The organism is Synechocystis sp. LKSZ1 (genome assembly GCF_040436315.1).
Lineage (GTDB): Bacteria > Cyanobacteriota > Cyanobacteriia > Cyanobacteriales > Microcystaceae > Synechocystis.
This window is the reverse complement of record NZ_AP031572.1, coordinates 244,064-261,305: the sequence shown is the minus strand read 5'-3', so window position 1 is coordinate 261,305 and position 17,242 is coordinate 244,064. Positions and strand designations below refer to the sequence as shown.

The following is a 17,242-nucleotide window of genomic DNA, read 5'->3' as shown; positions in this document are numbered from 1 at the left end:
CACCTCAACTTTCCAACTGTGGGGAAAGCTCTAGCGAGTGATACTAGAATGGCCTCTTTCTATGACGCATTAGGAGCTGTATAGATGCGTAGCCCCTAATTCTTTGGTGAAATCTTTTAACCCATCAAAATAACGTTGTCAATAACGTGGATCACCCCATTATCCGCTTCAATATCGGCGCTAATCACCGTAGCATTTTTGACTTCAAAGGCCTCGGTAAAGTCTAGGGTAATGGGAGAACCTTCTACCGACGTTACAGTGGTTAATTTTTCGAGGTCGGCCTGCATTAACTTCCCAGCGACTACGTGGTAACAGAGAATTCGGGTTAGTTGGGGAATATTTTGAAGGAGAGTAGTAATCGTTCCCGGCGGGAGCTTGGCAAAGGCATCATTGGTCGGTGCAAAGACCGTGAAAGGGCCTGGGCCTTTTAGGGTATCCACCAGGCCAGCGGCTTGAACGGCCGCGACAAGGGTAGAAAAATTTTCGTTGCTAACAGCAATATCCACAATGTCTGCCATAACGTCTCTCTGCTAAAGGTAAAGGACTGTAAACGATTATCGGGGATCAGGGCCCGACTCTGTCGATTGAGGGAAGGGGAGTCACCCGCTTGGGCGAATCGTGGCTCGGCTGGCCTTTGTTAAGGTCAAGGTGTAAGGATAAATCACTGGCATTGGTTGCCCACTGGTCATGTTTTCTCTCTTCTTATCCCGGCTTCTATCTCACTCCCTTCCCTGGGGGCTCTTTACGGTTATGGCCTTGGTGGGAGGAGCTTCAAAAGTCATGGCGGCTCCCCTCCAAGATGGCATTTATCTTTATGGCCAGTCAGCCCAGGCCGAGCAAATTGGCCAGGAATATTTTGTATTCCAACTGAAAAACGGTAGCGTGAAAGGGGCGCTGTATCTGCCTCGCTCTGAATATAATTGCGTTTCCGGCCAGATAAATGGCACTAAAATGACCTTGGCTATAAAAGACAGCTATGAAAATACGGTCTACCCCTACAGCATTACTGTTTTGCCGCCGTCTCCCGTTGCAGGGCCTTTAACTGCTGGAGGCCAACTCCGCCTCGAAGGCTACCAGCGTTTGGCCGAAGTCAGCGATAATGATCGCCGTATTCTTCAGGATTGTCTAAATACGCTCAGCCCTGCTGGGAACTAAATTTTTGCCAGACGGCGAACAATCTCTGGGTTAAGATCGTAGGAGGCAATTCTTTACAAAGTTTTACAATCATGGCCAGAGACCTGCGGGGATTTATCCAACTCCTGGAACAACGGGGACAGCTACGACGGATTACGGCAGAAGTTAATGCCGACCTAGAAATTGCAGAGATCTCTAATCGTATGCTCCAGGCCGGCGGGCCAGCCCTACTTTTTGAAAATGTGAAGAATGCGGCTTTTCCGGTACTGGTCAACGCCATGGGAACCGTAGAGCGTATCTGCTGGGCCATGAACATGGAACAGCCCCAGGAGCTAGAGGAATTGGGCAAAAAATTGGCCCTCCTGCAACAGCCTAAACCTCCCAAGAAAATTTCCCAGGCCATTGATTTCGGTAAAGTTCTATTTGATGTGCTCAAGGCCAAACCGGGCCACAGTTTTTTTCCCCCCTGCCAACAGGTTGTGATTGAGGGCGAGAAGCTTGACCTAAACCAGCTTCCTCTGATCCGTCCCTATCCTGGTGACGCGGGCCGCATTATTACCCTGGGCCTGGTGATTACCAAGGATTGTGAGACAGGAACGCCCAATGTGGGGGTTTACCGTCTGCAATTGCAATCCCAAAACACGATGACGGTACATTGGCTGTCGGTGCGGGGCGGGGCTCGGCATCTGCGCAAGGCCGCTGAACGGGGCCAAAAGTTAGAAGTAGCCATTGCTCTGGGGGTTGATCCCCTGATCATTATGGCCGCGGCCACCCCCATTCCCGTCGATTTGTCGGAATGGCTCTTTGCGGGCCTCTATGGTGGCTCCGGTGTCACCCTGGCGAAATGTAAAACCGTGGATTTAGAGGTCCCAGCCGACGCGGAGTTTGTGTTAGAAGGGACTATTACCCCCGGCGAAGTTCTGCCCGATGGCCCCTTTGGTGATCACATGGGGTACTACGGTGGCGTCGAAGATTCACCGTTGATTCGTTTCCAATGTCTGACCCATCGCAAAGATCCGGTATACCTCACCACCTTTAGCGGCCGGCCGCCCAAGGAAGAGGCAATGATGGCCATTGCCCTCAATCGCATCTATACGCCAATCCTGCGCCAACAGGTTTCCGAAATTACCGATTTCTTCTTACCCATGGAGGCCCTGAGCTACAAGGCGGCGATTATTTCCATTGACAAAGCCTATCCCGGCCAGGCTCGGCGGGCCGCCCTTGCCTTTTGGAGTGCCCTGCCCCAATTTACCTACACCAAATTTGTGATCGTCGTCGATAAAAGTATTAACATCCGTGATCCTCGGCAGGTGGTCTGGGCCATTAGCTCCAAGGTTGATCCGGTGCGAGATGTGTTCATTTTGCCGGAAACCCCCTTCGATAGCCTCGACTTCGCCAGCGAGAAGATTGGCCTAGGGGGCCGCATGGGCATTGATGCCACCACCAAAATCTATCCTGAAACCGACCATGATTGGGGCGAAGTCCTGGAATCCGATCCCACCATGGCCGAGCAAGTGTCCCGACGTTGGCGGGAGTATGGCCTGGGGGATATTAATCTGAATGAAGTCAATGCTAATCTCTTTGGGTACGATATGAGACCGTAGCCTTGACGATCTAGCGATAAACTTGTGTAAAACGATTCTGCAGTGATATGCTAGAAGACTGTGTAAAATCCATGCAGTCCCTATGCCTAAACTAAAAACCCGCAAAGCGGCCGCCAAGCGTTTTCGTCCGACGGGAAGTGGAAAGAAAATTGTGCGTCGCAAAGCGTTCAAAAACCATTTACTAGAGCACAAGAGTTCTGAGCAGAAGCGCCGTCGTCTGTCCAATTCGGCCCTAGTACACGAAGCCGATGAAAAAAACGTCCGCTTAATGCTGCCGTATTTGTAAATTCTAAAAAAGATCCCAACTCTTCATTTAAAACCATAGAAAACTACCATGACTAGGGTCAAACGGGGCAATGTTGCCCGCAAGCGTCGTAAAAAAATCCTTAAGTTGGCCAAGGGCTTTCGCGGCTCCCACTCCAAACTGTTCCGCACCGCTAACCAACAGGTGATGAAGGCCCTGCGGAATGCCTATCGTGACCGTCGTAAACGGAAACGGGATTTTCGTCGTCTCTGGATTACTCGTATTAACGCGGCGGCTAGAGCAGAAGGCATGAGCTACAGCAAAATGACCGGACAGCTCAAAAAAGCCAATATCGAGCTAAACCGCAAAATGCTGGCCCAACTGGCTATCCTCGACCCCCAAGCCTTTAGCGAAGTGGCTAAACTAGCGGCCCAGGCCCAGTAGGCCTGATAGCAGACCGGAACAATCAGGACGTTTTTCCGGAAGGCTGGGTCTAGAATAGGGTGGCCATACTGCTTGAACTGCCTATGTCTACCTCTGCCCAGCCTGCTCTCGCGTTTATCCCCCCCCAGCTTAGTCCTTGGGTATTAAAAAGTACCCAATTATTGCTACCTTGGTGGTTGCGCTGGCGAACCCCCCTAGTAGAAATCATTGGGACTAATCTAGAAACCTTAGTGACGGCTTATCAACGGTTTCAATCCGGCCAAGTCAGATTAATATTAGCTTTCCGTCACCCCAGTGTTAACGACCCTTTTTGCCTGGGTTATCTTTGTTGGCAATTACTGCCCCAGGCCGCTCGGGATCTCAAGATTTCTCTAAAATCCCCTACCCACGCCCACTTCATCTACGACCGGGGAATTCCCCTGTGGGCAGGTTCCCTTGTTGGTTGGCTTTATTCCCGTTTGGGGGGAACACCAATCCAGCGGGGTAAGTTAGACTTGCCTGGCCTCCGCTCTGCGCGACAGTTATTGACGGATGGAGCCCATCCTCTGGCCGCGGCCCCCGAAGGTGCCACCAATGGCCACAATGAAATCATCAGTCCCCTGGAACCCGGCATTGCTCAGTTAGGGTTTTGGGCCGTGGAAGACTTGCATAAGGCCCAGCGTTCCGAGCAGGTTCTGATTATTCCCGTCGGCATTCAGTATTTTTATCTCAAGGCACCTTGGCCAGAAATTGAGGCCCTGTTGAGCAATTTAGAAAAGGATTGCGGGTTAATCCCGGATCCTAGCCATAGCTTGGACGAAGGTCAGCTATATCAACGACTCTATCGCTTAGGCGATGTGATTCTAGGGGAAATGGAAACCTTTTATCGGCGTTTCTACCACCAGGAGTTACCAGACCGAGCCACTCTGGAAAAAAATCTGGCGGAAAATTTAGTAACAGTACAAAATCAGGAAAATCAACTACTGGGCCTGCGTTTGCAGAACTTGCTCCAGGTGGCCCTAAAGGTGGCGGAACAGTACTTTAAATTGACGCCCAAAGGTTCCTTGCCAGACCGTTGTCGTCGCCTAGAGCAAGCCGGCTGGGACTACATTTATCGTGAAGAACTTAAGAACGGCCAAACCCTGCCCGCCATGCAACAGGGCCTGGCGGATATCGTGGCGGAGGAGGCCAATTTACGGTTGTGGCATATGCGTCTGGTGGAAACCTTTGTGGCGGTTACGGGCTACTACGTCAAGGAAAAGCCCACAGTCGAACGCTTTGCCGATACTCTCCTGCTGTTGTGGGATGTGGTGGCCCGCATTAAAGGAAATAACAGTTTTTTCCGCCCGGCCCTGGGTAAACAACGGGCCCAATTGACCATTGCCAAGCCAATTTCTGTGACTGAACGCTTTCCGGCCTACCAAGAAAATCGTCGTCAAGCGGTTGCCGCTTTGACCCAAGATTTAGAGGCAACCTTGTCTCAACTTATCCTCTAAATATTTTGCAGACTTTGCTCGGTTTCCCGGCTCAAAGAGAAATAAGGTAGATTAACCAAAGTCGTTCTAGACTGTCGGTGAGTAGCACTTAATCTGGCCTTGCTCTGTTGTCGCGCAAAAATATTTTACAATTGTTTAGCACATTATCGCGCTCACTGCCGTCGCCCTAAACATCGAAGGGAAATGAATGGCCTAGCAGACCTTGTGGGGCTAACCATACAAGGTACTAGGACTGTCTATCCGTCCCCCGATCCAGCTTGGCAAGGGGTTGCTCCTAAATCTTAAGGACTCACTCTCTTAACTCGAAAGTAAATATGAAAGACCTGACGTTATACAGAAACATTGGCATTTTCGCCCACGTAGATGCGGGCAAAACCACCACCACCGAACGTATTTTGAAGTTGACGGGAAAAATCCACAAAATCGGTGAGGTTCACGAAGGTGCCGCCACCACAGACTTCATGGAGCAGGAGCAGGAGCGCGGTATTACCATTCAGTCCGCTGCCACCAGTTGTTTCTGGAAAGGTCATCAATTCAATATTATTGATACCCCTGGTCACGTTGACTTCACCATTGAAGTGTACCGCTCCCTCAAAGTCCTCGATGGGGGGATTGGGGTCTTTTGTGGTTCTGGTGGGGTAGAACCGCAGTCGGAAACCAACTGGCGCTATGCTAACGACTCCAAAGTAGCTCGTCTCATCTATGTCAACAAACTCGACCGGACGGGGGCAGATTTTTACCGAGTCGTCAAACAAGTTGAGGATGTCCTTGGGGCTAAACCCTTAGTGATGGTGCTTCCCATTGGCGTCGAAGATCAATTTACGGGGATGGTTGACCTACTGACTCGTAAGGCCTGGATTTGGGATGACTCGGGAGAACCCGATAAATATACCATTGAAGACGTGCCAGCGGACATGGTGGATAAGGTGGAAGAATACCGGGAAAAACTGATCGAAATTGCCGTTGAGCAGGACGATGAGTTAATGGAAAAATACCTAGAAGGTGAAGAGTTGTCCATTGACGAGATTAAGCGTTGTATTCGCAAAGGCACCAGAGATCTGGCATTCTTCCCCACCTACTGCGGTTCTTCCTTCAAAAATAAAGGGGTACAACTTGTCCTAGATGCGGTGGTGGACTACCTGCCCAACCCCATGGAAGTCAATCCCCAACCGGAGGTGGATCTAGAAGGAAACGAAACGGGAACCTTCGCCATTGTTGACCCAGAAAAACCCCTGCGGGCCCTGGCCTTCAAGATCATGGATGACCGCTTCGGGGCCTTGACCTTTACTCGTATTTACTCCGGCAAGCTAAGCAAAGGGGATACCATCCTCAACACGGCCACTGGCAAAACGGAACGCATTGGCCGACTGGTGGAAATGCATGCCAATGACCGGGAAGAAATCGAATCGGCCCAAGCTGGGGATATTATTGCCATTGTGGGCATGAAGAACGTGCAAACGGGCCATACCCTCTGTGACCCCAAAAATCCCGCCACCCTAGAACCGATGGTCTTCCCCGATCCGGTTATCTCCATCGCCATCAAGCCCAAGAAGAAAGGCATGGACGAAAAAATGGGAATGGCCCTGAGTAAAATGGTACAGGAAGACCCTTCCTTCCATGTGGAAACTGATGAAGAAAGCGGTGAAACCATTATTAAAGGGATGGGAGAACTCCACCTCGACATTAAAGTGGATATCCTCAAACGAACCCATGGTGTGGAAGTGGAAGTGGGTAAACCCCAAGTCGCCTATCGGGAATCCATTACCAAAACCATCAACGATGGTTATGTCCACAAGAAACAGTCTGGTGGTTCTGGTCAATACGCCAAAATTGACTACACCATTGAACCCGGTGAACCCGGTACAGGCTTCCAATTCGAGTCCAAAGTTACCGGTGGGAATGTCCCTCGGGAATACTGGCCGGCCGTTCAAAAAGGCTTCGAGAAAAGTATTGTCAAGGGCCTCTTGGCGGGCTATCCCTGCGTTGACTTAAAAGTTACCCTCACCGATGGTGGCTTCCACCCGGTGGACTCTTCGGCTATTGCCTTTGAAATTGCAGCTATGGCGGCTTACCGTCAAAGCGTTCCCAAGGCTAGCCCTCAACTGCTGGAGCCGATCATGAATGTAGACGTCTTTACTCCTGATGACTACATGGGCGATGTGATCGGTGATCTCAACCGCCGTCGGGGAATGATCAAATCCCAGGAAACCGGCCTCATGGGGGCTCGTATTAAGGCTGATGTACCTTTGAGTGAAATGTTTGGCTACATTGGTGACCTACGGACAATGACCTCCGGTCGGGGCCAATTTTCCATGAGCTTCTCTCACTATGCTCCCTGTCCCGCTAATGTGGCAGAAACTGTGATTAAAGAAGCAAAGGAACGCCAGGCTGCCGCCTAGATTGAGCGGGGAAGCTTCCCTCTGATTAGTTTTGACCAACCGTTGGCCTCTGTATCGCTCCCCAAGCCGGTGGAGTGGGCAGGGGCCCCTCTTTTTAGCGCCCAATAAAAAAGGAGGCGGTAACCTCCTCTGATATTTATCCCCAGGACAAGCTCTAGGCCTCTTGATTGACAAAGGGTAACAGGGCCACTAAGCGGGCCCGTTTAACGGCGGTTGTCAGGTCTCGCTGTTGCTTAGCAGTTAATCCTGTAATACGGCGAGGCAGTAGCTTCCCTCGCTCGGTAATAAACTTACGAAGCAGGTCGGTATCTTTGTAATCGATGGGCTGGTTGGGAGACAGGGGAGAGAGGCGTTTACGATAGTAATTCATAACCTTAGAGAATACGGAAAGGACTGCGAGGCGTTGTTGCTGGTAGCAACGGGAAACTCTGGTGGTCAAAGGCCAGCAGAAGCAGTGGGGCCAGCATTCGGCCGATTATCTATTTAATTTCTTTATGCACAGTATGCTTGTTGCAATGGGGACAGAACTTTTTGAGTTCAAGACGAGCAGTAGTATTGCGACGGTTTTTAGTCGTTGTGTAGCGAGAAACCCCCGGCGAGCGCTTTGCGGGATTACTGCGACATTCGGTACATTCGAGGGTGATGATGAGTCGGGCCCCCTTTCCTTTTTTACTGGCCATAGCGGTTTAAAAAGCGACAGTCAAAATTATACGCAAACGTTAATCATCTCACATAGCCCTACGGATTGACAAGAGCTTTCCTGCATAGATCATTCCTTGATTGAGGAAGATCCCAAGCCCCAACGCTGAGTCTGGAACGGCGGGACTTGTGTTCAGGCTAACAATAAAAATGCTAATTTCCCCAAGAGTGCTCTACAATGATGACGATTTGTGTTGTGAGCGAGGACGTGGCCATGCAATCCCTGTTAAATCTGCCCCATCGTACTGTGACCCAACGCTACATCAGGGGTCTGAGTAGTTTACTGATGTTGGGGACTTTGGGTTGGTCAACGCCGGCCCTAACCACTGAAGCGGATATCGTGGAGCCCGCCACGCCAACCACGCCAGTAGAAGCGGCCCCCCGTCTTTCTCCACCGACGCTAGTATTGCCCAATCCCGTGGCCGCCCCGCCTACTGCGATTCGCAATAATTTACCGAGCAAAAATAGTTACATTGATTCTGTTGATTTAGGAACCACTGCGGCCCAGGAATCCCAGCCGGCTCCAGCCGTCGTTCTGACCGAGCGTAAATCCGGCTGTCAGACCGTCGTCCAAAACGGCACCCTCCGTCGAGGTTGTGGCGCCTCCACGCCGGCCCTGGCCCAGCGACGTTCCGTGCCAGAGGCTAGCCAGGCCTACATTCCTCCTCGACACCAACGCTTGTCCCAGCGGACGCTGACTGCTCGTAGCTTGATTAGTCGGGCTCCCCAAGCAACTCCCCTCAAACCCCTCAACTGGGAAACCCATCGTTATCAGGCCTATGGTGTGGGTCAACCCGTGAGTCCTCAGCAGGTCGTCAGCCTAGAGCCGATTGTTCGTCGTGGCCTAGCCATTGCCCTCGCCCCTATGCCTGAATATAACCGCGCTACTAGTTTGTATGCACCGACAGCCCCGAGCGTGCCGGGTCAGGGAACCGACTTACTTTTTCCCGTTGCTAGCGCTGCCCCCATTACTTCGGCCTTTGGTTGGCGGATTCACCCCATCACGGGCCAGGGTCGGATGCACTCAGGTACGGATATTGGGGCGCCCCTCGGCACGCCTGTTTTAGCCGCCTATGCCGGGGAAGTGGCCCTAGCGGATTGGTCTGGGGGCTATGGCCTGATGGTGATTTTGCGCCACCTCCAGGGAACCCAAGAGTCCCGTTATGCTCACCTCTCCGAAATTTTGGTTCAGCCGGGCCAGCAGGTACAGCAAGGGGAGATTATTGGCCGTGTGGGTAGTACCGGTCTTTCGACGGGCCCCCACCTCCACTTTGAGTGGCGTCATCTCACCAACGACGGTTGGGTCGCCGTAGATGCTGGCCAACATTTACAGTTTGCCCTAGACAATTTACTGCGCGCTCAGCAGGTTGCCTTGGCAACGCCCCAGGCAAATCGGTAAATTTTCTACTAAGCAAACTTCATTAGTTATCAAAAAGATGGTGCTTTTCCTAAAATTTAGGGCATTCTAGAAGGGAGCGTTTTCCGTCATCGATGCCATGTCCTTTGCCGCTGATCCTTCAGACTTGGGCCTATCTCCCTTTGGCCGGGAGCTTATCCAAGCGGGCTATCTGTCTCTGTCTCAACTTCAGCAGGCTACTAGGGAAGCCCGGCAGTCGGGTCGTCCCCTTCCCATTGTTGTCGAAGGGATGATTGGAGAAAGTCTGCCCCAGGAGCTTGTGCGACAGTATCGGCAGCAACATCGCTTTACCCTGAAGGTTCTCTACGGGGTCAATTTTTTTGATCTAGACCGTGACCCTATTGACTTGATGGTGGTAACCAAACTGATTGACCGCTATCTGCCATGGTCGGTGTGTCAGCAACATCAACTGATGCCCCTCGGTCTTCATCAGATGCAACCGTCACGGCTTATGGTGTTAATGGTCAATCCTGAACATACCGCAGCCTTGGCTCAGCTTGAGACCTATCTAAATCCCAAGGCGATGACCTATCAACGCTTAGGGATTACGGTAGAAGATTATCAGGCCCTTTTGGCTCAATACCTCGAGCACCATTCCCCTGGCCACAGTCCTGGCCTCCAGAACGCCACCGTCGTTGATATTACCGAGATTATGGAAGATATCCCCTCCCCCATGCCTTCCCCATCGAAAGTTGCCGCCGAAGAATTAAATCGTCCGGCTCCAGAAAAGGAAAATCCCATTACAGCACTGGTGAATAAAATTCTGATTCTCGGCTTGCGGGAAAAGGCCACAGAAATTCACCTCGACCCCCAAGAAACCAAGTTAACGGTACAGATTCGTCAAGGGGGAAGTCTTCGGCCTTTAGTGGAACCCCTACCCAAGGATATGATTCCAGCGGTGATTAAACGGCTGAAGGCCATGGCCGGTCTGGACGTCGAGCAAACCCAGTTTCCCCAAAAAGCCCGCCTAAAAAAAAGCTACAGTGGCCGGCCCGTTTACTTTTTTATCCACACTCTGCCCAGTTTCTACGGTGAAAAAATTCTAGTGCGGGTGGTGGAGTCCCTCCCCCAACTTCCGGACTTCAGTGACCTGAGTGCCGACCCCTACGACCAGGAGCATTTTAAGGCGATAGTAACCCAAACCGCCGGCTTAGTGTTGATTACTGGCCCGGCCCATGGAGGAAAATCAACCACGATGGAAGCCTTCCTGGGGCAATATCTTAAGCGCAATCTCCGGGTCGGGACTGTTGAAGATCCGATTCGACGGGCCTTTCCGGGCATTACTCAAGTGGAAGTGGACACCCAGCGCCCCTTTACCTACGGCGATGCCCTGCAATCCCTAGCCGAGCAATCCATGGATGTCATTGGCATTGACTTGGTCGAGGATGCTGAGGTGGCCCAGGCCGCTTTTACAGCTACTCAACAGGGCCGCTTGGTGTTTGCCTGTGTGAATGCCAAGGATAGTGCCACAGCCATTACTCAAGGTCAGGCATGGCTCTCGCCACACTTGTTAGCTGAATCCTTGGTAGCCATTGTTCATCAGAAACTACTCCGGCAGGTTTGCCCGACCTGTCGCTTGGTACACCATCCTGAGGCTCAAGAGTTGCAACAACTCGGTCTGGGCCCGGCCCAACTGCAGGGCAGCCAATTTTATCGGGCCAATAGCTTAAGTCCCGATATCATTCAGCAACTTCACCTCAAAGGTCGTCTTTGTCGTCAATGTAGTGGGGTTGGTTATCACGGCCAAGTGGCCATCTATGAGTTTATTCCGCTAACCCCGGCCCTTCGTCAGGCAATTGCCCAAACCACCTCACCAGAGGCACTACGACCGCTCCTCCAACAGGCGGCCTCAACGCCCCTTCCCCAGCGGGCCCTGGCTCAGGTTTTGCGGGGTAATACCACCTTAGAAGAACTCTTGCGGGTTTTTCCCAATGCCCTCACAACCTTGGGGACAAATCAGCCGGCTGTTACCTTACCACCGGATTTTGAAGAAAAACTCAAGCTCATCGAAGATAAGCTAGCCCAACTCACCCAAGCTGTCAGCAGTCTTAAACAATCTCTCCATCCAGCCCTCCCCTCTGCCTCCGCCCAGCCGTCCGTTCCATCGACAACCGCCGATTTGGATCTGATGCCGGAACTGTTGGCCCTTGAAAACCTGGCCCAGGGAGCAGTGGAGGATGAAGTTGATTTATCCCAGGCTACCCTGATTGGTCAACCTCCGGATTGGGAAGACTTGGCTCATATCGACCCCAAGGCCGCGACCATTGTTGCTGGTGAGGAAGCCACGGCCGAGATTGACCCCAATGCAACCGTGATTAATCCCTTTAAATCGATTATGGATCCCTGGAAGGAATAGGCCATCTAGGCCAAAACGGGGTCTTGTGGGGCCCGGGTAGCTCGTAATTGGCCACAGGCAGCATCGGCCTGTAATCCTCGGGAATAGCGCACAGAAACGGCGACTCGTTGCAGGGTTAGGGCCTCACTAAAGGACTGAATGCGGGCCTCACTGGGACGCTGATAGTCCACTTCAGAGATAGGATTATAGGGAATCAAATTAACGTGACTTTGGAAACCCCGCAGGGCCTGGGCTAGTTCTTGGGCTTGCTGGGGGTGGTCATTGACACCGGCCAACAAAATATATTCAAAGGTCACGCGACGACCGGTTATGGCCACGTAATCGCGACAATCCGCCAGCAATTGTTCAAAGGGATAATGCTTCGCACTGGGAATTAGTTGCTCCCGCAGGGCCTGGTTAGAGGCATGAAGACTAACCGCAAAGGTGATCTGCAAATGATGCTGGGCCAGTTGTTGAATCTTCTGCGGTAATCCCACCGTGGAAATGGTTAAGCCGCGCTGGCCAATGCCCACATCCTGATTCAAGCAATGGATGGCCTTAACCACATTGGGCAGGTTGAGTAAGGGTTCCCCCATGCCCATAAAGACGACGTTACTCACCCGAGTCTGGAATTCATTTTGTACCGTCAAAACTTGATCGACAATTTCGTGGGCCGACAGATTGCGGAAAAATCCTCCCTTGCCCGTGGCACAGAAGGTACAATCCATGGCACAGCCCACCTGGGAAGAAACACACACTGTTAGGCGCTTGGCGCTGGGAATGCCCACAGTTTCGATGATCAGCCCGTCCTGGAGTCGTAACAGATACTTGCGGGTCAGGTCTGGGGCCGTTGTGCAAACATCAATACTAGAGCGGCCAATGGGATAATCCTGGAGGCTTTCTCGCCAGGCCTTGGGAAACACCGACACCTCTGCTAGGGAACGAATCCCTTTTTCGTAGAGCCATTGGTGTAATTGCTTGCCGCGATAGCGGGGTTGTCCCTGGGCCTCGACCCAGTCCGTTAATTCAGCAAGGGATTTGGTCAGCAAAGGGGAGGTCACCATCAGCAACAAGGAAGTCGGGGAGAAGAAGCATTTCTCCAGTCTAGTCTATCCGTCTAACCAACTTTTGCCTGCAGGATATTGACAAAGCCTTTTTTTTTTGGCAATATTAAGAACGTCCCAAACAAGCGGGCATAGCTCAGTGGTAGAGCGTCACCTTGCCAAGGTGAATGTCGCGCGTTCGAATCGCGTTGCCCGCTTTTAATTTGTATCAAGTCTGGAGCTAGTCTCCTACGCCTTCTCGGATGATTTTTCCGGCCTGGATTTGAGACGTCACCAATTCCCGGTAGAGATTGAATTCTTGGTAGAGTAGCTCCGGGCTGGGGTTACTGCCCAGGGCCTTGGCACGAATGCGCGTAAACTCATCGTGGGTCAGCACCTGATCAGCAATGGCTTTTTCAATAATGGCCTTGAGTTGTTCGTACTCCTCCATTTCAGCCGGGGTCAGGGGGCGGGCATCGGGGCGGTCAACTTCCATGGTCGCGTCTCCTCTAGAACAGTCCTGTTACCTCTGGTTTAGCATAGGGAAAGGGCTAAGCTAAATTCCTTAATCTTCTTGCAAGCTCTCAATAAACTTTTATGGCCAATCCCTGCTAGCCATGACCCCAAAACGTCTGCGTCTTTCCCAGGGCCACCTGCAACTCTTGGCAACCTGCCCCCCCCAATTTCAGCGCCGTTACCTGGAGCAGTGGGATAATCTTCCCTCTCCGGCCCAGCAAGCCCGATTAGACTGGGGAAAACAATTCCACCGCTTGCTTCAGCAGTGGCAACTGGGTTTACCGTTAGATCCTCTTCTCCAAGATAATCCGGAGATGGCCCAGACCTTAAGTGCGCTTCTGGAGGCTTGCCCGAGACTGAGTCAACCCCCTCCAGAGCAACAGAGAGCCGCGGAACACTCCCGCACGTTAGCCGAGGCGGATGTGCTGTTGACCGTTGTCTACGATCTACTAATCCTAGAACCCCAGCGGGCGGAAATTTTAGACTGGAAAACCTATCCGTTGCCCGAAAAAAAGCCCCAGCAGATCATCCAAAACTGGCAAACCAAACTTTATCTTTACGTTTTGGCGGAGACAACACCCTACCCGCCAGAAGAGATCTCCATGACGTATTGGTTTGTCAAACTGCCCCAGCGTCCCCAATCCTTGACCATTGAATATAGCCAGGCCCAACACCAGCAGGCTCGGCGGGAACTCACCCAGCTTTTGGCCCAACTCCAGCATTGGCTAGGCCAGTGGCATAGTCAGAAAATTGATTTTCCCCACTCAGCCCAGTGTCACGACTGTCCCTACCGCTCTCAATTTGTAACTCCTGAGGCTAAGGTTCTCCAGTCTTTTTTGGCCCTGACAACGACAGGGAACGGCGACGGGGCAGGCGATAAAAGCTGATGTAGATCAAAAAAAAGCCGCCTTGTAGGAGTAGCAAGAGGATATAAGCCTTGAGCAAATACCAGGTTTCTAAATCTGCCAATAATCCGACGGCGCTAGTACTGAAAATAGTCAGCAGTAAGCCATAGAGTAAGCGCTTGGGAAGCCGGGGTTTCACGGAGGACTGGGACATGTGGGGTTGAAGGGGTTGGTATTCTCTTTTTAGCGAAGATTCTACACGTTGCCCATACCCATCCTCCCAATTAGGGTGAGTTGTATAGTCGGACTTCAGAGATTTGCTATCAAACGGCTAGGCTAGGGTTTCGGGGCAATAGCCCAGGCCCCGTTTAAATTCTTCTCGAAAGATTTCAATATCATTCCAGTCGGGCGAGCCATGGGACACAATGGCCAATTGGTAGCGACGCATCACCATAAGGGGGGATTCCCCCAAATCCAGATTCCAGAAAGCCAATTGGAGTCGGATATCTCGTTGGTAGGGAACGCCATGCTCTGACAAAAAGGCCCATAGATCACCGGCCGTTTGGGCCGAGGCCAATCCTGTAACCTTGAGGCGAATCACCCAGCCATTAATTTGGTGAATAACCGTCAAGCTCTCAACTTGGAAGGTCTTAGCCTGGCAAAGGTAATGAATTACTCTCAGGGTTAGGCTGGCATTGGCTAGCCAGAAAAGATACTCTTGCATAGGATTATGTCCCTCCGCTGGTGGGAACCGCAACATCTTTACTCTTGGCCAGAACCTTACGACCATCAGGCCCTGAAGGGAAAATCAAGACCAATTTCTTTCTCTGGACGAGACAGGCCTGTTGCCAATTCAATTCCATTATCGGTTAGCACAAGGGCTGACCCTAGCGTCATTTTCCCCATTTTTGGCGAACCTACCTAGGGGAGATCCCCCAAGTCCAGTCAAGTTAACGGCATAGCCGATAATAAAGGACGGCCCTTTTTCCAATTTACTGATGACTCTCGACCAACAGCTCGCCAGTTACAATTACGAATTACCGCCTCAATTCATTGCCCAGGCTCCGGTTACGCCAAGGGATAGTTCTCGCTTGCTGGTAGTCACTTCTCCCCAAGAACATCAGCATAGTATTTTTCGGGAATTACCCCAGTGGCTCCAGCCGGGAGATCTATTGGTTCTCAATAACACCCAAGTACTTCCGGCTCGACTCTACGGCCGGAAAGCCAGCGGTGCTCAGGTGGAAATCCTTCTGCTAGAAGAGCAAGTCCCTGACCAATGGTTGGCCTTAGTCAAACCGGGTAAACATTTCCAAGTCGGCACCGAATTTTACTTTCCTCCCTTGGCAGATTGTGCTTCTTGGCCAGAGCTTCGGGCCCGAGTTCTTGACCTCGATCTAAACACCGGGGGACGGGTTTTGCAATTTGCTCTCTCTCCTGGCCAACGCCTGACGGATTGCCTCACGGCCTACGGCGAAATTCCCTTTCCTCCCTACGTGACTGAGCGTCAGGCCAACCCAGACCAATACCAAACGATTTACGCTGAACAACCGGGGGCTGTTGCCGCCCCTACCGCCGGCTTGCACTTTACGGAGTCCCTGCTAGCGACGCTCCAGGCTAAGGGCATTCAGCAGGCCACCGTGACCCTCCATGTTGGCGTGGGCACTTTCCGGCCCGTGGAAACAGACAATATCCTAGAGCACACGATGCACCAGGAATGGATCGATGTTCCCCTCGAGACCGTAGAAGCGATTCGGGCCACTAAGGCCAGGGGGGGCAGAGTCATTGCTGTGGGAACAACAGTGGTGCGGAGCCTAGAGGGAGCCGCCCAGACCAATCCAAGTGCCGCTGACCGTTACTTAGACCCCTATACCGGGAAAACAGAGCTATTTATTTATCCGGGTTATCAATGGCGGGTGGTCGATGGCCTAATTACTAATTTTCATTTACCCAAATCGAGTTTATTGATGCTTGTGAGTGCTTTGATTGGCCGCGAGCGCCTCTTGGCCCTTTATCAAACTGCGATTCAGGCCCACTATCGCTTTTATTCCTTGGGCGATGCCATGTTAATTCTGCCAGCAGCTCGCCCAACCGGGGGCCTCTAATAAAATTCCCCCCAGTTCTCGAAAGAAATGGGAGGATCGAAATACTATTACACTAGTAAATTGAGATCAATACTAATGGAGATAGTCTAGCGCACAACGACCCCTTGGGGAACCAGGGCCTCGACTAAACTCCGCACAACAGCCACCATGGCCACGGGATCATTGAGTTGATGGATGGCCGAGCCAACCCCGACCCCAGCCGCCCCAGCGGCGATGGCCATGGGCACCGTGACATCAGAGAGGCCCGAAGCACAGAGAACTGGCACCGACACTGCCCGAGAAATAGCATGGGCCGCCGCTAAGGTAGGAGCCGCTTTTTCGATCAAGCCGAGGATACCCGCATGGTTGGGAGCTGCGCTAGTTCCGCCTTCGGTTTGGATAATATTCGCACCAGCTTCTACCAGGGCCTCCGCCAGTTTAACCTGCTCATCCAGGGCCAAGATATGGGGAACCGTCACGGAGAGGAGGGTGTTGGGCAATAGTTGACGGGTGGCTTGGGTCAGGGCCAACACTTCGGGGCCCTCAAACTGACGGCCCTGGGCATAGAAGCTATCAAAGTTGCCAATTTCCACCAAGTCAGCACCGGCATCAACGGCATCGGCCAGGGCCTGCGGTTCTACGGCGGAAACGCAGATGGGTAGATCAATCCGTTGACGCACCTGACGAATTACTTGGCGATCTGCTGCAATATCGACGAAGGTGGCCCCGCCGGCCTGGGCGGCTTGTACTACGGCACTCACGTTTTCAATATCAAAATTATTGAGGCCGCTAATGACTTTAAGGGCCTGACGCTGACGGAGCGCGTTCTGTAGGGAAAGAAGACTCATAGCTAACTAGTATCGAAATTCTGGATAACCCCCCATTATAGGGGACGGATGAGGGGGTTCCCTGTCCCTGGGTTGAAACCGGCAACTTTACTGCTCCTGTTAGGAACTGACAAGACCGCAAAATTTCGTCTGCTAGGCAACGATTTCCCCGCTAATTC

18 protein-coding genes and 1 tRNA gene are annotated in these 17,242 nt (G+C 52.1%); 11 read left to right on the top strand and 8 right to left on the bottom strand.

The genetic code is table 11. The features are described 5' to 3' along the window. Positions 1-116: 116 nt before the first annotated feature. On the bottom strand, positions 117-518 hold the full coding sequence (locus ABXS88_RS01270) for a fasciclin domain-containing protein (RefSeq protein ID WP_353673393.1): 402 nt from the start codon (positions 516-518) through the stop codon (positions 117-119). 262 nt (positions 519-780) lie between these two features. Here ABXS88_RS01270 and ABXS88_RS01265 point away from each other — a divergent pair, with 262 nt between their 5' ends. From ABXS88_RS01265 to fusB, 6 genes are all read left to right on the top strand, one after another. After that, positions 781-1,155: a hypothetical protein gene (locus ABXS88_RS01265; RefSeq protein ID WP_353673392.1), complete on the top strand. Its 375-nt coding sequence runs from the start codon at positions 781-783 to the stop codon at positions 1,153-1,155. A gap of 71 nt (positions 1,156-1,226) precedes the next feature. Further along, positions 1,227-2,738, top strand: coding sequence for a UbiD family decarboxylase (locus ABXS88_RS01260; RefSeq protein WP_353673391.1), 1,512 nt, complete (start codon positions 1,227-1,229; stop codon positions 2,736-2,738). A gap of 82 nt (positions 2,739-2,820) precedes the next feature. Continuing rightward, positions 2,821-3,024, top strand: coding sequence for a 50S ribosomal protein L35 (rpmI, locus tag ABXS88_RS01255; protein WP_353673390.1), 204 nt, complete (start codon positions 2,821-2,823; stop codon positions 3,022-3,024). A gap of 48 nt (positions 3,025-3,072) precedes the next feature. Then, on the top strand, positions 3,073-3,426 hold the full coding sequence (gene rplT, locus ABXS88_RS01250; RefSeq protein WP_353673389.1) for a 50S ribosomal protein L20: 354 nt from the start codon (positions 3,073-3,075) through the stop codon (positions 3,424-3,426). A gap of 83 nt (positions 3,427-3,509) precedes the next feature. Then, the gene (locus tag ABXS88_RS01245; protein WP_353673388.1) at positions 3,510-4,901 is read left to right on the top strand and encodes a 1-acyl-sn-glycerol-3-phosphate acyltransferase; all 1,392 of its coding nucleotides are present in this window, start codon (positions 3,510-3,512) and stop codon (positions 4,899-4,901) included. 314 nt (positions 4,902-5,215) lie between these two features. Continuing rightward, entirely contained in the window at positions 5,216-7,300 is a 2,085-nt protein-coding gene (gene fusB, locus ABXS88_RS01240) for an elongation factor G variant FusB (RefSeq protein WP_353673387.1), read from the top strand. A gap of 154 nt (positions 7,301-7,454) precedes the next feature. Here the strand turns inward: fusB and rpsR are convergent, their stop codons facing one another. Both rpsR and rpmG read right to left on the bottom strand, forming a co-directional pair. Continuing rightward, the gene (rpsR, locus tag ABXS88_RS01235; RefSeq protein ID WP_353673386.1) at positions 7,455-7,670 is read right to left on the bottom strand and encodes a 30S ribosomal protein S18; all 216 of its coding nucleotides are present in this window, start codon (positions 7,668-7,670) and stop codon (positions 7,455-7,457) included. Positions 7,671-7,779: 109 nt separating this feature from the next. Next, on the bottom strand, positions 7,780-7,980 hold the full coding sequence (gene rpmG, locus ABXS88_RS01230; RefSeq protein WP_353673385.1) for a 50S ribosomal protein L33: 201 nt from the start codon (positions 7,978-7,980) through the stop codon (positions 7,780-7,782). Between the two features lie 197 nt (positions 7,981-8,177). Between rpmG and ABXS88_RS01225 the strand changes: the two genes are divergently transcribed. Then, positions 8,178-9,398: a peptidoglycan DD-metalloendopeptidase family protein gene (locus ABXS88_RS01225; protein WP_353673384.1), complete on the top strand. Its 1,221-nt coding sequence runs from the start codon at positions 8,178-8,180 to the stop codon at positions 9,396-9,398. 97 nt (positions 9,399-9,495) lie between these two features. Further along, a complete protein-coding gene (locus ABXS88_RS01220) occupies positions 9,496-11,772 on the top strand; it encodes a GspE/PulE family protein (RefSeq protein ID WP_353673383.1) in 2,277 nt (758 codons plus the stop codon). A 5-nt stretch (positions 11,773-11,777) separates the two neighbouring features. On the opposite strand, the gene rlmN is transcribed toward ABXS88_RS01220, so the two are convergent. Then, complete coding sequence (rlmN, locus tag ABXS88_RS01215; RefSeq protein ID WP_353673382.1) at positions 11,778-12,815, bottom strand: 23S rRNA (adenine(2503)-C(2))-methyltransferase RlmN; 1,038 nt, start codon at positions 12,813-12,815, stop codon at positions 11,778-11,780. A 125-nt stretch (positions 12,816-12,940) separates the two neighbouring features. Here rlmN and ABXS88_RS01210 point away from each other — a divergent pair. Then, positions 12,941-13,012, top strand: a tRNA-Gly gene (locus ABXS88_RS01210). A 23-nt stretch (positions 13,013-13,035) separates the two neighbouring features. Here the strand turns inward: ABXS88_RS01210 and ABXS88_RS01205 are convergent. Further along, positions 13,036-13,290, bottom strand: coding sequence for a hypothetical protein (locus tag ABXS88_RS01205; protein ID WP_353673381.1), 255 nt, complete (start codon positions 13,288-13,290; stop codon positions 13,036-13,038). Positions 13,291-13,411: 121 nt separating this feature from the next. On the opposite strand from ABXS88_RS01205, the gene ABXS88_RS01200 reads away from it, so the two are divergent. After that, the gene (locus tag ABXS88_RS01200; RefSeq protein ID WP_353673380.1) at positions 13,412-14,197 is read left to right on the top strand and encodes a PD-(D/E)XK nuclease family protein; all 786 of its coding nucleotides are present in this window, start codon (positions 13,412-13,414) and stop codon (positions 14,195-14,197) included. Between the two features lie 289 nt (positions 14,198-14,486). Here ABXS88_RS01200 and ABXS88_RS01195 read toward each other — a convergent pair whose 3' ends face one another. Together ABXS88_RS01195 and ABXS88_RS01190 are read right to left on the bottom strand one after the other, a co-directional pair. Then, positions 14,487-14,879: a hypothetical protein gene (locus tag ABXS88_RS01195; protein ID WP_353673379.1), complete on the bottom strand. Its 393-nt coding sequence runs from the start codon at positions 14,877-14,879 to the stop codon at positions 14,487-14,489. Between the two features lie 4 nt (positions 14,880-14,883). Continuing rightward, positions 14,884-15,018 (bottom strand): hypothetical protein, encoded by a 135-nt coding sequence (locus ABXS88_RS01190; protein ID WP_353673378.1) that lies wholly within the window; start codon positions 15,016-15,018, stop codon positions 14,884-14,886. Positions 15,019-15,153: 135 nt separating this feature from the next. Here ABXS88_RS01190 and queA point away from each other — a divergent pair, with 135 nt between their 5' ends. Continuing rightward, positions 15,154-16,257, top strand: coding sequence for a tRNA preQ1(34) S-adenosylmethionine ribosyltransferase-isomerase QueA (queA, locus tag ABXS88_RS01185; RefSeq protein ID WP_353673377.1), 1,104 nt, complete (start codon positions 15,154-15,156; stop codon positions 16,255-16,257). An 86-nt stretch (positions 16,258-16,343) separates the two neighbouring features. On the opposite strand, the gene ABXS88_RS01180 is transcribed toward queA, so the two are convergent. Further along, positions 16,344-17,084, bottom strand: coding sequence for a DUF561 domain-containing protein (locus ABXS88_RS01180; protein WP_353673376.1), 741 nt, complete (start codon positions 17,082-17,084; stop codon positions 16,344-16,346). Between the last annotated feature and the right edge of the window lie 158 nt (positions 17,085-17,242).